General features: G+C 33.9%; 11 protein-coding genes. 6 read left to right on the top strand and 5 right to left on the bottom strand.

Annotation, left to right across the window (positions count from 1 at the left end; all coding sequences use genetic code 11):
• Positions 1-16: 16 nt before the first annotated feature.
• Together BD847_RS00970 and BD847_RS00965 are read right to left on the bottom strand one after the other, a co-directional pair.
• Positions 17-2,632 carry a gliding motility-associated C-terminal domain-containing protein gene (locus BD847_RS00970; RefSeq protein ID WP_115886403.1) on the bottom strand — a complete coding sequence of 872 codons (2,616 nt, stop codon included), beginning with the start codon at positions 2,630-2,632 and terminating at the stop codon, positions 17-19.
• Positions 2,633-2,791: 159 nt separating this feature from the next.
• Positions 2,792-4,117 (bottom strand): PDZ domain-containing protein, encoded by a 1,326-nt coding sequence (locus tag BD847_RS00965; protein ID WP_115886402.1) that lies wholly within the window; start codon positions 4,115-4,117, stop codon positions 2,792-2,794.
• A 123-nt stretch (positions 4,118-4,240) separates the two neighbouring features.
• On the opposite strand from BD847_RS00965, the gene BD847_RS00960 reads away from it, so the two are divergent.
• From BD847_RS00960 to lgt, 6 genes are all read left to right on the top strand, one after another.
• A complete protein-coding gene (locus BD847_RS00960) occupies positions 4,241-5,437 on the top strand; it encodes a pyridoxal phosphate-dependent aminotransferase (protein ID WP_115886401.1) in 1,197 nt (398 codons plus the stop codon).
• Between the two features lie 197 nt (positions 5,438-5,634).
• Positions 5,635-6,306 (top strand): GTP cyclohydrolase I FolE, encoded by a 672-nt coding sequence (gene folE / locus BD847_RS00955; RefSeq protein WP_115886400.1) that lies wholly within the window; start codon positions 5,635-5,637, stop codon positions 6,304-6,306.
• 96 nt (positions 6,307-6,402) lie between these two features.
• On the top strand, positions 6,403-6,768 hold the full coding sequence (locus BD847_RS00950; RefSeq protein WP_115886399.1) for a four helix bundle protein: 366 nt from the start codon (positions 6,403-6,405) through the stop codon (positions 6,766-6,768).
• 82 nt (positions 6,769-6,850) lie between these two features.
• Complete coding sequence (gene cysS, locus BD847_RS00945) at positions 6,851-8,329, top strand: cysteine--tRNA ligase (RefSeq protein WP_115886398.1); 1,479 nt, start codon at positions 6,851-6,853, stop codon at positions 8,327-8,329.
• 91 nt (positions 8,330-8,420) lie between these two features.
• Positions 8,421-8,669, top strand: a complete 249-nt coding sequence (gene yidD, locus BD847_RS00940; protein ID WP_115886397.1) for a membrane protein insertion efficiency factor YidD — start codon at positions 8,421-8,423, stop codon at positions 8,667-8,669.
• Positions 8,670-8,734: 65 nt separating this feature from the next.
• Positions 8,735-9,667 (top strand): prolipoprotein diacylglyceryl transferase, encoded by a 933-nt coding sequence (gene lgt / locus BD847_RS00935; protein WP_115886396.1) that lies wholly within the window; start codon positions 8,735-8,737, stop codon positions 9,665-9,667.
• A gap of 640 nt (positions 9,668-10,307) precedes the next feature.
• Here the strand turns inward: lgt and secDF are convergent.
• From secDF to gyrB, 3 genes are all read right to left on the bottom strand, one after another.
• Entirely contained in the window at positions 10,308-13,280 is a 2,973-nt protein-coding gene (secDF, locus tag BD847_RS00930; protein WP_115886395.1) for a protein translocase subunit SecDF, read from the bottom strand.
• A 231-nt stretch (positions 13,281-13,511) separates the two neighbouring features.
• The gene (gene mdh, locus BD847_RS00925) at positions 13,512-14,444 is read right to left on the bottom strand and encodes a malate dehydrogenase (protein WP_115886394.1); all 933 of its coding nucleotides are present in this window, start codon (positions 14,442-14,444) and stop codon (positions 13,512-13,514) included.
• A 109-nt stretch (positions 14,445-14,553) separates the two neighbouring features.
• A complete protein-coding gene (gene gyrB / locus BD847_RS00920) occupies positions 14,554-16,494 on the bottom strand; it encodes a DNA topoisomerase (ATP-hydrolyzing) subunit B (protein WP_115886393.1) in 1,941 nt (646 codons plus the stop codon).
• Positions 16,495-16,749 lie beyond the last annotated feature (255 nt).

The raw sequence follows: 16,749 nt of genomic DNA, 5'->3' as shown, positions 1-16,749 counted from the left end.
GTAATGCAAAATGGAATTATCGATTTAAATAAAGTCGCCCCTGTTTGGGAGGTTTGTTGTCTTTATTAAAATTGAGAATATAAAAATAAACTCCGTTTGGCGCTACTCCATGAGCAAATCCTTCTGTTTCCCAGTTGGTACCATCCCAGCCGGCTTTCCCTTTAAATCCTCTGTACATTCGGTTTCCATATCTATTGAAAATTTCAATATTGTAGTCAGGAAATAAAAAGTCAATATCCGGTATTACAAAAGTGTCATTTACATTATCTCCATTTGGAGAAAATCCATCCGGAACAAAAAAATCATTTGGCACATTATCACATGCGGTTAATGAAACAACAACTTTAGTACTTTCGTAAGAAAGGCAATCGTCTAAATCAAAGGCATAATATTCTCCTTTATCTTTTAGTGCTGTTTCCGGCGTTAGTAAAAAGTCCTTTGTTGGTGAATTGTACCAAACCACAGTTAAAGGCACATTGGTTTTATTTGATAAATCTGAAATAGTCGGATTGTTTAAACCACAAAATTCAGCAGGTGCAATTAAGTTAGGCGCTGGTGTATCTTTAATTATTACACCGATACCAGTTGCATCAGACGTACAGCCCAATATAGTTTCTCTCACATAATAATTTTCTTCTTTTAAAAGATAATCACTGGCAAGCGGTGTTGTCGAAACATCTGAAATATACCATTTGTACTGAGCTCCTTTTGGTTCTAAACTCGATATGGTTGCATTATCCGATTTACAAAATAACTGATCCGTTGCTACAGGAGCACCTGGAATTGGATTTAGTGAAAATGGATCAGAAACACCAGTCACATCTATAGAACAACTTGTTATATTGTTTTTCAAATTCGTAACAGTTGCCGTAGTAGAACCCGTATTTATAAGTAACGTAGAAGGAATTTCAAAACTAGCATTTCCGTTTGTGCTTGTTAGAACAACAGTTTGCACAGTTGCCGAATTTTTACCCGAAAGTGTATACGAAAGTGTCACATCTGTTAAAGATCCCAAACCAGAAACTGATGCAGTAACGGGCGATCCAAAACAAACATCTGCAATTTGTATTCTTAAATTTGTTGCATTTGGTAATGGATTTATCAAAATTTCTCCTTGTACATCGGCAGAATTTGAACATTGCGAACTTACATGTGTAATATGAGTAATATTTACAATTGATGTTCCTACTTTAGAATTTAAAATCTCAGGAACCTTAAATGTACCGGTTCCATTTGTAATTGTAATTCTTGAAATTTGATTATTAGCCGTATTTGCTCCTGATAAATTATAAACAATATCATAGATTCCATCAGCAAGTTTTACTGCATCTGTAATTTGAACTTCTGCTTCAGAATTTTGACAGGTTACTGCCGGAGTTATTTTTGAACCTTCTAAATCCGGTATCGGAGAAATTATTAAATCATCGAACAAATTCCCTATAATATTATTACAGGCTCGCGCACTGTTCTGTGCGTATATATCATTAATAGTAACCCTAAAAGTTCCAATTTGCTGAAAATACTCTGATTTTATAGGAAATAAAAGAACTCCGTTAGTAATATTTACAAGTATCGTTTCTGTAGCCGCCATGGGGCCTGAAACACTAAATGTTACATAATATGCTCCATTTGGAACTGAAGAGGGACCTCTTGTAATTCTAACCGAATATTTGGCTGTTGAAATTTCTGTTTCGCAGATATCAGAACTCACTTCTACAGTTGCTCCTGTAAAATCAAGCTTTCTTTCGAGCTTGATTCTTACTGTTGTCTGTGCCGTGGGACAAATAGGATTGTTCGATAAAACCGTATATCTGTAGTACAAATCTTTTTCTCCAAACTTATTATAGATATTTTGTAAATCGACATTATGATCTGTAACAGAAGTTATTTCACCACTATTACTAAGATCAGCCCAAGTACCATTTGGATCTTCATCTGTCAGCGAACTATTTAAATCATAATTGGTGTAGGCAGACAAACCATCTGTTGCACACAAAAAGAGATTAATTGCATCTCCGGATTTGGGTGCTCTCTTAACCGTAACTATAGCCGTTGAGGACATTGCCGGACAAGTGCCAATAGCTGGCATTGTATAAGTAAAACTATAATCTCCTTCTAAATCTTCAATATTTATTACAGCATCAACATTTCGGCCAGTTGCATCGTCTTTCCATTGCCCATTAAATTGTGGACCTAAAACTTGTCCGTTAAAAGCCTGAAAAAGATTGAAATATTTTTCTGAACTACAAACAGATACGTTTGGTGAAGTAACTCCTGAATATCCGCCAATTGTAACCGTTACAGTTGCAGATTTTGTGGTACATCCTGCCACATTTTGAACCGTGTAGGTATAATGAAAAATACCACTAATAGGGACTTTATGAATATTTAGAATTCCGGTTGCGGTGTCTAATCCTCCTGATTCATCTTCATCTGTCCAAACACCTCCTGAAACGGGAGAACCAGCCAGCTTCGTAAATAAATCTATTGCTTGATTACTAGGATTTGGAACGTCGCAAACCGTAAAGGCACTGTCACCGCCTGCGCATTGTGCAGAGATTGAATTTGGAATTAATGATAAAAAAACAAAAAACAGAGTTACTTGTAAGAAATCAATGTATTTTTTGACCATGAATAAACAATTTTGGGATAAACATACTAAAATAATAACGCCAGTTCGCCAAAAAATAAAATTTAACAATTGAATTTTCGCATATCTTAATCAAATTCGTTTTTAACATTGATAATCACACATTTTAGTCCTTTTTTTTAATTTATTTTAAATGCTTATTTACAGTTCATCTTCGAGTTTAAATTTGAATTTTAAAATCAAACTATTTCTTTCAACTTCCATAGTAATCCAAATATCATCTTCGGATTTTAGAAGATTATTAATCTGCTGAAGCGTATATTTATAAGGAACTACATTATTGATACGAACAATAATATCGCCTTGCTTCAATCCACATTTTTCAGCAGCAGAATTTTTTCGGATGTTTACAATCTCGTAAATTGGTTTCAGTGAAAATTTATACTTGAAATTATCTGCATTTGTATTAGCATCTTCCGATTCTTTTAAAGAAGAAACGACCTGAACGGTTTGTAAATGAACAGTCTCCTGCACCCATTGCAATCCGTGATGCTGAACAGTAATTCCACTTTTATTATAACTGAAAGGTTCTTTAAACTTGCCATTTTTCTTTAGATACATTTTTTTATCGGCATAATCTAAAACAACCGTAAAGCGTTTTAAAACTTCTCCACCAACAGATCCTATACGGCCTGGAACCATCTTCACATTTCTAATCGATGTAGAATCAGGAAAGGAAACAATAGGTTTCTTAAAATCAAATTCATCAATAGAAAATTTTGCAATCTTGGCACGATGTCCTTCAATATCTCCACTAAACCCTTTCCCTAAAAAATCGGGAAAGTTTTTGGTTGGCAACTTGATTTTTTTGTTTTCAAAAATCCAAAAAGCATCACTATTACCAATATCAATTAACAATTTAGCATCTATTTCAGTGCTGTCAACAATAGCTTTAGCTAGTACGTAAGGCTTTGATCTTTCAATAGAAATTGGAACAGCTTTAAATTTTTTCTGAAACTTCTCTCTAATATTTTCATTATCCTGATAAACTGTAATTTTTTTCTTGAGGTAATTAATCTCTACTAAATTATGCTTAAAAAACTTGTAGCCAATAATACCGTTTACCGGAATTCCAATATGTGATGATAAATTAAAACTTTGGTCCAGAATAATAAACAACAGATGATTTTCTGATTTTAGACCATGCGTTTCCAAAACATTATTTGTCGATTTTAAGCCTTCAATTTCTTCCTCGCTTCCCAATCCGCGAAGTTTAATTTTTTCTACATTATTAAAACTTACTTCTTGCTTTTCTTCCATACTGAACAAAATAGTTTCTTCAACACCAGAATCCAGCAAAAAATTCAATTCAACTCCGTTTACTTTTATGGGAATAAAAATGAGGTTATTTATCAATTTAAAGGGTATAACAATCTTGCTACTATGGCTTGAGATCATAAAATCATCCTGAGCCTGAGTAGAGAAACATGCTAAAAGCCCAAAAAACCACAGTAAATATTTTTTCATTGATAATATTTTAATATAAAATTAATAAAAATATTGATAATTGTTACATTTTCATAACACCCAATAATGTTTACGTTAAATTGGAAAAAAAAATGCAAATTTGCACTTCAATAATTTATACTCATGCCAACAATTTCACACAAAGGCAGAAACATGCCTGAATCACCGATACGCAAGCTGGCTCCCTTTGCAGATTTAGCAAAGAAAAAAGGACACAAAGTGTATCACTTAAACATTGGTCAACCGGATATCAAGACACCCGAAGTGGCCATCGAGGCGGTAAAAAATATTGATTTAACTCTAATAGAATACAGTCCATCAGCCGGATATGAAAGCTATAGAAAAAAATTAGCAAAATTTTACCAGCGCCAAAATGTAAACGTTAACACAGAAGACATCATTGTAACAACTGGTGGTTCTGAAGCCTTACTTTTTGCACTGGCCACAATTACGGATCCTGGAGATGAAATTATAATTCCAGAGCCTTTTTATGCTAATTATCATGCATTCGCATCTTCAACAAGTGCAACGGTAGTACCACTTGTTTCAACTATTGAAACGGCTTTTGCATTGCCAAGTATTGAAGAAGTTGAAAAGCTGATTACTCCAAAAACAAAAGCAATTTTAATTTGTAATCCGGGTAATCCAACAGGTTATTTATATACTGAATCGGAAATCAAACAACTGGCTGGCTTAATTAAAAAGCACGACTTGTATTTAATTGCTGATGAAGTTTATCGTGAGTTCTTATACGATGGAAATGACGTTCATTATTCTGTAATGAATTTAGAAGATGTAGAACAAAATGTCATAATGGTAGATTCGGTTTCAAAGCGTTACAGTATGTGCGGGGCGAGAATTGGCTGTTTGGTAACCAAAAATAAAGATGTTCTGGCAACTGTAATGAAATTTGCTCAGGCGCGTTTAAGTCCGCCAACAATTGAACAAATTGCTTGCGAAGCGGCTATAGATACACCTCAAAGTTATTTTGACGAAGTAATTTCAGAATATAAAGAGCGTCGTGACACTTTAATTTCTGAATTAAACAAAATCGAAGGTGTAATTGTAACCAAACCAAAAGGTGCATTTTACTGCATTGCACAACTACCAATAGAAGATTCTGATGACTTCGCTCAATGGTTGCTTGAAAGTTATGACTTAAACGGAGAAACTGTAATGATCGCTCCGGCAAAAGGATTTTATTCGACTCCGGGTATGGGATTGAATCAGGTTCGTATTGCTTATGTTTTAAATAAAAAAGATTTGATTACCGCGGTAAACATATTAAAAGAAGCTCTTTTAGTTTACAACAAAAGATAAAATATTAAATTTTAACAAACTTAAAAGGCAATAACACATTATGTTATTGCCTTTTTTAATTTAAAAAACAACAGCGGTATTTTAAATTATATCCAAAAAGGAGCAATTAAATAGTAAAAACCATAGAAAAGGTTTCCTATTTATTAATTATCTTTACCGCCTTAAAAAGATATACCACATTATAATAGTAGTTTTTAATGATAAACAACGAAGATTTTTTAGACGAAATAGGTGACAGTCATTTCAGCAGTAATGCAAAAAACCCTTTAAGAGCGGATGCATTTGACTTAACTGATGACGAAAAAATAGAAAAAATAAAAAAAGATGTTGAAAACATTCTACAGACTCTTGGAATGGATTTGACAGACGACAGCATCAAAGGAACTCCAAACCGAGTTGCAAAAATGTTTGTAAAAGAAATTTTTGGTGGTTTAAACCCTTCAAAACAGCCAAAAGCTTCTACTTTTGACAATAATTATAAATACGGCGAAATGTTAGTAGAAAAAAACATTACCGTTTATTCTACCTGCGAACACCATTTATTGCCAATTATTGGTCGTGCTCACGTGGCTTACATCTCAAGCGGAAGAGTTATTGGTCTTTCTAAAATGAACCGTATTGTTGAATATTATGCAAAAAGACCTCAAGTCCAGGAGCGTTTAACAATGCAGATTGTTCAGGAACTTCAAAAAGCTTTGGGAACTGAAGATGTTGCCTGCGTCATCGATGCAAAACACCTTTGTGTAAACTCAAGAGGAATTAAAGATATCGAAAGCAGCACAGTAACATCTGAATTCGGTGGAAAATTCAAAGACCCTCAAACAAAAAGAGAATTTCTTGATTATATTAAACTAGAAACTCAATTTTAGTTTAATCGGTAAATCGTTAATTTGTTTAATCGCTTCTTCCCTACCTCAAAATTTTGATTAATCGATTAAACAAATCAACAATTAAACAGAAAAAGAATGTATGTTTTTTCATTTGAGAAACTAGAAGTGTGGCAGAATGCAAGAATGTTTATTTTGGATATTTATAAATTAACTAGTAAATTTCCATCAAATGAATTGTTCGGAATAACTTCTCAGATAAAAAGAAGCTCATCATCAATTGCGACTAATATTGCGGAAGGAACTTCAAGAAATACAAGTAAAGACAAAGCTCATTTTTTAACGATTTCTTATTCATCTGCAATGGAAACTTTAAATCATTTAATTATTTCAAAAGATTTAAATTATGTATCCGAAACAGAATATGTAGAATCTCGTGAAAAAATTGAAAAAATCTGCAACCAGATAAATAGTCTAAAAAAATATTATCTTTCAAAAGAATAAAAACGATAAAACGTTTATACAATTAAACGACCCAAACAATTAAACGGTTAAACAAATAAACGATTAAACATTTAAAACAATTATGCCTTTATATACAACGCAGCCGTTAAAAATATACAATTCACTTTCAGGTGAAAAAGAAAATTTCAAACCAATCCATGAAGGAAATGTTGGAATGTATGTTTGTGGACCAACGGTTTATAGTAATGTACATTTAGGAAACGTAAGAACTTTTATGTCTTTTGATGTAATCTTCAGATACTTTTTACATCTGGATTACAAAGTGCGTTATGTTCGTAATATTACCGATGTTGGACATATTGTAGATGATGTTGATGAAGGTGAAGATAAAATTGCAAAAAAAGCACGTTTGGAACAATTAGAGCCAATGGAAGTTGTACAGCGCTATACTGTAGATTTTCATGATATTCTAAAAGCATTCAACTTTTTACCGCCAAGCATTGAACCAACTGCAACCGGGCATATTATTGAGCAAATCGAAATCATCAAAAAAATTATTGATAAAGGAATTGGTTATGTTGCCAATGGATCCGTTTATTTTGATGTTGTAAAATATAATGAAACCAACAATTACGGTATTCTAAGCGGTAGAAATATCGAAGATATGCTTGCCAATACCCGCGATCTTGACGGACAATCAGACAAAAGAAATCCGCAGGATTTTGCGCTTTGGAAAAAAGCAGAACCAGAACATATCATGAGATGGCCTTCTCCGTGGAGCGATGGTTTTCCGGGCTGGCATCTTGAATGTACTGCAATGAGTACAAAATATCTAGGAAATCATTTTGATATTCATGGTGGCGGAATGGACTTAAAATTCCCGCATCACGAATGCGAAATCGCACAAAATGAAGCCTGCACAGGACAATCTCCGGTAAATTACTGGATGCATGCCAATATGCTTACCTTAAACGGAAAGAAAATGGCAAAATCAACTGGAAATAATATTTTACCAGGAGAAATTTTAAGCGGAGACAACACCATTTTAAGCAAAGCATTTTCAGCTTCAGTAACACGTTTTTTCATGTTACAGGCGCATTACAGAAGCATTCTTGATTTTTCTGATGATGCTATAACTGCTGCTGAAAAAGGATATAAAAGATTAATGGAAGCCATTGACGCTTTGCCAACTATTACAGCAAGCAATTCAAGTTCTATTGATTTTCAAGCCTGGAAACAACTTTGCTACGACGCAATGAACGACGACTTTAACACACCAATTTTAATTGCACAGTTGTTTGAAGGCGTTCGTTACATCAATTTATTAAAAGACGGAAAAGAAACAATTTCTGCCGAAGATCTAAAAATATTTACAACAGCAATTAATGCTTTTGTATTTGATGTCTTAGGTTTGAGCGACGAAAAAGCTTCTGATAGTAATAATGATAAATTAGAAGGCGTTGTAAATATGCTTATCGGAATGAGAAATCAGGCCAGAGCAGACAAAAACTTCGCGCTTTCTGACCAAATTCGTGATCAATTGATTGCTTTAGGAATTCAATTGAAGGACGGAAAAGAAGGCACTTCTTTTAGTATTTAACAAAAAATAAGTGTTCAGTAAGCAGTTCAAAAAGTTCAGATTTGAACCGCTTACTGAACACTAAATACATACCACTGATTACTAAAATAGTATGTTTTCAAAAATTCTAATATACCCATTTGTAATGCTTGTGCGCTTTTATCAAACCGCCATTTCGCCGTTTACTCCTGCGTCATGCCGTTTTGAGCCAACATGTTCAAGTTACATGATTGAAGCCTTGCAAAAACATGGACTTTTCTATGGCGGTTACTTAGGAATGAAACGCATTTTAAGCTGCCATCCTTGGGGAAGAACCGGCTACGATCCCGTTCCAGAAAAGAAATGTTCACATAAACATTAACTTTTTATAAAGAGGAAACCTGCTTTAAATATTTATTTTTACAATCAATAAAAACACAATACTACATGACACACGCCTTAAATATGGTTTGGAATCCTTCAGAAGGAATCAATTTAGGATTTTTTATGATTCGTTATTACAGTTTAATGTTCGTAATAGCTTTTGGTTTAGGCTGGTACCTGATGAAAAAAATCTTCGAACGTGAAAACGAATCACTTGACAAACTTGACTCTTTATTTGTGTGGACAGTTTTGGCTACTTTAGCCGGAGCACGTTTAGGACATGTTTTCTTTTATGATTGGGAATATTTCAGAAATCATTTACTTGAAATCTTCTTACCTTTTAGATTCGAGCCAAAATTCGAATTCACAGGATACCAAGGTTTGGCTAGTCACGGTGCTGCAATTTCAATCATAGTAGCAATGTATTTTTACAGCAAAATGATTTTAAAACGTCCATTATTATGGATTCTTGACCGTGTGGTAATTCCTGTTGCAAGTGGAGCAATTTTTGTTCGTTTTGGAAATTTCTTCAATTCTGAAATTATCGGACACGAAACAACATCAGCATTCGGGATTCGTTTCTTGCATGATAAATTCAGTAAAGCAGAAGCGGTAAACGCAACTCAAATCGCAGATCCAAAAGAAGCCTATAATGCTATCGCCAACAACCCACAATTCGCTGATATTTTAGCACAGGTCCCTGCAAAACATCCAACTCAATTGTACGAAGCTTTCAGTTATGTTTTTGTATTTGCAATTTTATACTTCTTATACTGGAAAACAAACGCAAGACTTAAATCAGGCTACCTTTCCGGATTATTTTTAGTACTTCTGTTTGTTGTGCGTTTTATAGTGGAATATGTAAAAGAAAGCCAAGGCGGTTTCGAGAACGAATTAGGCCTTTTCTCGACAGGACAATGGCTAAGCATACCTTTTATCATAATCGGTCTTTTCTTCATCATTAGAGCACAAAGAAATCCTTTAGCTACATCTTAAAAAAGACAATAAAAATATATAGAATCCCAATATTTATAAATATTGGGATTTTTTTTACTCTATAAGTAACGCATTCAAAGCAAATTTACAATCTTCCGACTCTCTAATACAACTTTCCATTTCTAATAATTATTTGAAGCAGAAACCCATTATTTCAAAAGAAATAACTTTCCCGCTGTCCGCTATATCTTTTTCCTGCTAAAGAAGCAGGAAAAAGGATACCGCTTCCATCGGGGCTAGCGAGAAAGAATCATTTTCAAAAGAATTCGCTTCACAAAGTAGCCCTGAATAGCGCTACGCAAATGTCTCTGACTTTGCGCTATTCTTAAATCTTATAAAAAACGAAAACACCTAAAAGTCTCCGACTTTAAACCAAATCAAAATTAAAAACATAGTATAATTTCCTAAACTCAGAAAAAATTATCTTACACTAACAAAAAAAGCCAGAAGACTTTTGACAACATTCCAATTTCTAACAAACAAAAAAATTGCGCAAAGTCAGAGACATTTGCGCAGCATTTCAAAAGAAAACCTTCAGTGAGTGGGTAATAAACCAAAAGAAGACAAAACACCTTATAATAGAGCATAAAAAAAAGATCCAGTTTTCACTGGATCTATTTTATATAACTAAGGTTTTTAATTATGCCTTATTATGTTTGTCTTCGATTGTATGTTTTTCATCTTTAGAAATTGTATCAACCAATACTGGCGTAGCAATAAATAACGAAGAATAAGTACCTACAATAATACCAATTAACATTGCAAAGATAAATCCTCTAATTGATTCTCCACCAAAGATAAACATCGTCAATAATACAATGATCATCATTAATGAAGTATTCAATGTTCTTGATAAAGTAGTATTAATAGAAGCATTTACGATATCTTCAAAACTACCTTTACGGTTTCCAATGATAAACTCTCTAACTCTGTCGAATACAATTACAGTATCATTCATAGAGTAACCAATTACCGTAAGAATCGCAGCAATAAAGTGCTGATCCATTTCCATGTGGAAAGGCATGAATTTATAACATAAAGAATAGATTCCTAATACAAAGATTACGTCATGCGCAACAGCTGCAATCGCACCTAATGAATACTGCCATTTACGGAAAGAAACCATTAAGTATAAGAAAATAACTGCCATCGCACCAAGAACTGCCCAGTATGAGTTAGTTTTAATATCCTCAGAGATAGAAGCTCCAACTTTAGAAGCTTGTAAAACCCCTACTTTTTTTCCATCAAATGAGTTGATGAATTTATCATAAGTAGTATTTGGATAATACTTATGTAAAGCCTGATATAACTTTTGGTTTACTTCTTCATCAACAGCAACACCGTCTTCTTTAATTTTATATTTAGTTGTGATTTTCAACTGATCATCATCACCTAAAACTTTAGCTTCAACCGGAGTTCCGAAAGCAGCAGATAATTCATCTGAAATTACAGTTGCATCAACTGGTTTCTCAAACTTAACCTGGAAAGTTCTTCCTCCAACAAAATCAACACCTTCATCTAATCCGTTAACGAAGAAGATAGAAACTAAACTTACTACCGTTACAATAGAAGAGAAGATATAAGTGAATTTTTTGATTTTAATAAAGTCAAAGTGGAAATTAGTAAACCAGTTTTTAGTAATGTTAGTACAGAAAGTCAAATCAGCTTTTCCAGCGATGTTTTTGTCAATAAAAATTCTCGCGATAAAGATTGATGTAAACAATGAAGTTACGATACCGATCAATAAAGTTAAAGCAAAACCTTTAATTGGTCCTGTTCCAAAAATAAACAAGATAGCTCCAGTTAAAACGTGTGTTACGTTCGCATCAATAATAGAACGCATTGCTCCGTGCCATCCGTAAGAAGCTACAACAGCTTCAGATAAAGATTTACCTTCACGTAATTCTTCTTTTGCTCTTTCAAATATAATAATGTTCGCATCTACCGCCGTACCTAATGTTAATACGATACCTGCAATACCTGGCAATGTCAATACAAAACCAAAACTTGCCATAATTCCGAACAAGAAAAGTAAGTTTAATAATAATGCAAGGTTAGCATACCAACCTGCTTTACCATAATAGAATACCATCCATAAACAAACTAATAAAAATCCTAATACAGAAGAAATTGTTCCAGCGTCAATTGCAGCTTGACCTAAAGATGGTCCAACAACAGTTGATTGAATAATATCAGCAGAAGCAGGTAATTTACCAGCATTTAATACGTTTGCTAAATCTTTAGTTTCAGCTACATCAAAAGAACCTGTAATTTCAGATCTTCCTCCAGCAATTGGACCACTTGTAACACCAGGAGCAGAATAAACAATATCATCTAAAACAATAGCAATATAACCTTTTTGAGAGAAAGCTCTTCCAGTCAATTCTTCCCAAACTTTAGCACCTTGGCTGTTCATTTGCATAGAAACAGCTGGTTTTCCTAATTGATCAAAAGTATCTTTTGCATCAGTAACAACACCACCGCTCATTGCAGGAACGTTATCTCTGTTACCTTTTAAAGCATATAATTCTACTGCTTCAACTTCTTTTCCTTTAGCATCTTTTAATGTAGTTGGTTTACTCCAAACAAATTTAGCATTGTGTTGGTCTGCACCCAATAAAATTCTAATATCAGATCTTTTGAAATATGCGTTAACTGTAGCAGTATCTTTAGGAGCAAAATATCCTAAAACTGGTCCACCACCCTGACCAATCATTTTGTCGAACAATGGGTTGTTTCCTTTTTTAGTATCAACAGAATCTTTAGCATCCGTTAATAATGCATTCAAAGAATCTTTAACAACAGCTTTAGTTTCTGTTTTCTTAACTTCAGTCTTTTTCAAAGCTTCGTTAGAAGCTACTAAGAAGTTTCCGATTTCTTCAATTTTGTAAGTTTCCCAGAACTCTAATTGAGCTTTTCCACCTAATAATTTTTTAATTCTATCAACATCTTTAGCACCTGGAAGCTCTACTAAGATTCTTCCTGTTTCACCTAACTTTTGAATGTTTGGTTGTGTAACTCCAAATTTGTCGATACGCTCTCTTAATACTTTGTAAGCACTTTCGATAGACTCAGCTACTTTTCTTTTGATTACTTTTTGAGCTTCTGAATCAGACATTTTAAAATCGATTCCACCTTCACCTTGTAAACTTTTGTTTGCAAAGATATCTGGCGAAGCTAATTTTACAGTTCCGTTTGAGTTAGCTTCAAAAGCTTCGAAAAATTTATTTAAATAGGTCTTATTACCTTCTAAGTTTGCAGTTGCATCAGCTAATGACTTATTAAATACAGGATTCTTAGAATTGTTTGATAATCCTTTTAAAACGTCTCTAACAGAAATTTGAAGAATCACGTTGATTCCTCCTTCTAAGTCAAGACCTTTATTTAGTTGTTTGTTTTTTACTTCGTTATAAGTAAAATCCGTAAAACCAAGATTAAATACTTTTTCTTTACCAATAGAATCTAAATATTTAAGTTCTTTATCAGGATTATCTCCTGCAAAAGCTTTAGCTTCACCTTTGACATTATTTGCCACAAAAGTGAATGATAGTTGGTAAATACTTACCAATGCAAATAGAATTGCGAAAAATTTAATAAGTCCTTTATTCTGCATTATTACTAAAAATTAATTATGTTTTATTGTTTGTTTTTGCTTTAAATTCCCATAAAATAAGCCCTGACATGAGTTTTTAAAACTAAAAAATCGAGATCACGAATTACAACATTTTTTTTAAACCGAGCAAATATATAATTCTCGAAAAGATTAACCAATTTATTTTTCAATTAATCTCAAAAAAAAGACTGCAAAAGTGCAGCCTTCTCCATTTTTTTTTGATAATCGTTATTATAAAATCGATTTTAGAGCATCATTCATGCCTCGAACTGCATCTGCACTTTTAGCAAACAATGCCTTCTCCTGCTCGTTTAAACGAATATCCAGAATCTCTTCAACTCCATTTTTACCGATTATACAAGGCACTCCAATACATATATCATTTTGACCATATTCTCCTTCAACAAAAACAGAACATGCAATCATTTTCTTTTGATCATTTAAAATACTATCAACCAAGTACGCCACAGATGCTCCTGGCGCATACCATGCTGATGTCCCTAGAAGACCTGTAAGTGTTGCTCCTCCAACCATAGTATCAGCGGCTACTTTTTGCAAAACCTCTTCGGAAAGGAATTCAGTTACCGGAATACCATTATAAGATGCTAAACGAGTTAACGGAATCATAGTAGTATCTCCGTGTCCGCCAATAACCATTGCCGAAATATCATTCGCTGGTTTATCCAAAGCCAGAGAAAGATATGTTCTAAAGCGAGAACTATCTAAAGCTCCTCCCATACCGATAATTCTATTTTTTGGTAATCCTGTAGCTTTTAGAGCTAAATACGTCATTGTATCCATCGGATTTGAAACAACAACAATTATAGTGTCAGGAGAATATTTAAGTACATTTTCAGCAACAGTTTTCACAATTCCTGCGTTAATACCTATTAATTCTTCCCTTGTCATTCCTGGTTTTCTTGGAATTCCTGATGTAATTACAACTACATCACTTCCTGCAGTTTTAGAATAATCATTGGTAACGCCAGATACTTTGGTATTAAATCCTGTATTTGTAGCACATTGCGTAATATCCAAAGCTTTACCTTCCGCAAAACCTTCTTTAATATCCAACAATACTACTTCACTCGCGATTCCTCTATAAGAAATAACATCTGCGCATGTAGCTCCAACATTTCCTGCTCCTACAATGGTAACTTTCATATTTTATACTTTATCGGTTATTAATTTGTCTATTCCTTAAACAGACAATTCGTTTAATTGTCTAGTAAATTTAAACAATTAAACGAATTGGAATTATTAATTTTTCATTTTATGCATCAATATTTGCATAAACTGCATTTTTCTCGATAAATTCTCTACGTGGCGGTACTTCGTCACCCATCAACATAGAGAACACGCGGTCTGCCTCTGCAAGACTATCAATAGTTACCTGACGTAATGTTCTGTATTCAGGATCCATTGTCGTTTCCCATAACTGCTCCGCATTCATCTCACCAAGACCTTTATAACGTTGAATATTAGCGCTTCCACCCATTCTTTCGTTAGCCTGATCACGCTGCACATCATTCCATGCATACTCTTTTTTATTTCCTTTTTTAACCAAGTATAAAGGTGGTGCTGCGATGTAAACGTGACCTTCTTCGATAAGTTCTTTCATAAATCGGAAGAAGAACGTTAATATCAAGGTAGAAATGTGACTACCATCGACGTCGGCATCACACATGATGATTACCTTATGATATCTTAGTTTTTCAATATTTAGCGCTTTGCTGTCTTCAGCTGTACCAACTGTAACTCCTAAAGCAGTAAAAATATTTCTAATCTCTTCGTTTTCGAATACTTTGTGGTGCATTGCTTTCTCCACATTCAGAATTTTACCTCGTAATGGTAAAATAGCCTGGAAATTACGATCACGGCCTTGTTTTGCAGTTCCACCTGCCGAATCTCCCTCGACTAAGTAAACCTCACATCTTGCCGGATCTTGCTCAGAACAATCTGAAAGTTTTCCTGGTAAACCTCCACCGCCCATAACGGTTTTACGTTGTACCATTTCACGCGCTTTTTTCGCTGCATGACGTGCCTGAGCTGCTAAAATTACTTTTTGAATAATAACGCGAGCATCATTTGGATTTTCCTCCAAATAATTCTCAAGCATTTCTCCAACAGCTTGAGAAACCGGAGAAACTACTTCTCTGTTTCCAAGTTTAGTTTTTGTTTGTCCCTCAAATTGAGGTTCAGCAACTTTTACAGAAATAATTGCAGTCAAACCTTCACGGAAATCATCTCCAGAAATTTCGAACTTCAATTTATCTAACATTCCAGAAGCATCTGCATATTTTTTAAGTGTTCTTGTCAAACCACTTCTAAAACCTTGCAAGTGTGTACCTCCTTCGTGTGTGTTGATATTATTTACATAAGAGAAAATATTCTCTGTATAACTTGTGTTATAAATAAGGGCAACTTCAACTGGAATTTCACCTTTATCATGATCCATGCTGATTACATGAGTGATAATTGGCTCACGGTTACCATCTAAATAACGGATATATTCTTTTAATCCTTCATTTGAATGAAAAACTTCGCTTTTAAACTCACCTTTTTCATCCACTTCTCTTTTATCTGTAAACGTAATCGTAATTCCTTTGTTTAAGAAAGAAAGCTCACGCATACGCGCTGACAAAGTATCATAAGAAAACTCCGTTGTTTGCGTAAAAATGGTATTATCAGGATAAAAAGTCTGACGCGTACCTCTTTTATCTGTTTCTCCTATTTGTTTTACCGGGTATAATGATTTACCTCTTTCATATTCTTGTTCATAGATTTTACCTTCTCTAAAAACGGTAGATTTCATATGAACTGAAAGTGCATTTACTACAGAAACCCCAACTCCGTGAAGTCCTCCGGAAACTTTATAAGAATCTTTATCAAATTTACCTCCGGCACCAATTTTAGTCATTACAACTTCAAGTGCAGAAACGCCTTCTTTTTTATGTAAATCAACTGGAATACCACGACCGTTATCTTCAACTGTTATCGAACCGTCTTCGTTAATTGCAACACCAATGGTATCACAATGTCCTCCCATCGCCTCATCAATAGAGTTATCAACAACTTCATAAACCAAATGATGCAGCCCTCGAACCCCTACATCTCCAATATACATCGACGGACGCATTCTTACGTGCTCCATTCCCTCTAATGCCTGAATACTATCTGCTGAATAATTGTTCTTCTTGATTTCTTCGCTCATATAATTTATTCTAAAAAAATGTAATTATTGTCTAACACGCAAATATATAAAAACGCAATTTATATATCCGTTAAAATACCATTTAAAGCGCTTAAGTTATTAACACAATTGTCTGAAAAACCAAAAAATAATCCTAAAAGAAAATTCCAAATTCCAAAAATTGGAATCTATAACAACAAAAAAGCCAAAACTACATTTGAAATGTGTTTTGGCTTTTTATTTGGTTCCCAAATTGGAATTTGGTCCCGAAGCTTC

This window comes from Flavobacterium cutihirudinis (assembly GCF_003385895.1).
GTDB classification, from domain to species: Bacteria; Bacteroidota; Bacteroidia; order Flavobacteriales; family Flavobacteriaceae; genus Flavobacterium; species Flavobacterium cutihirudinis.
This window is presented reverse-complemented; position numbering and strand designations above follow the sequence as displayed.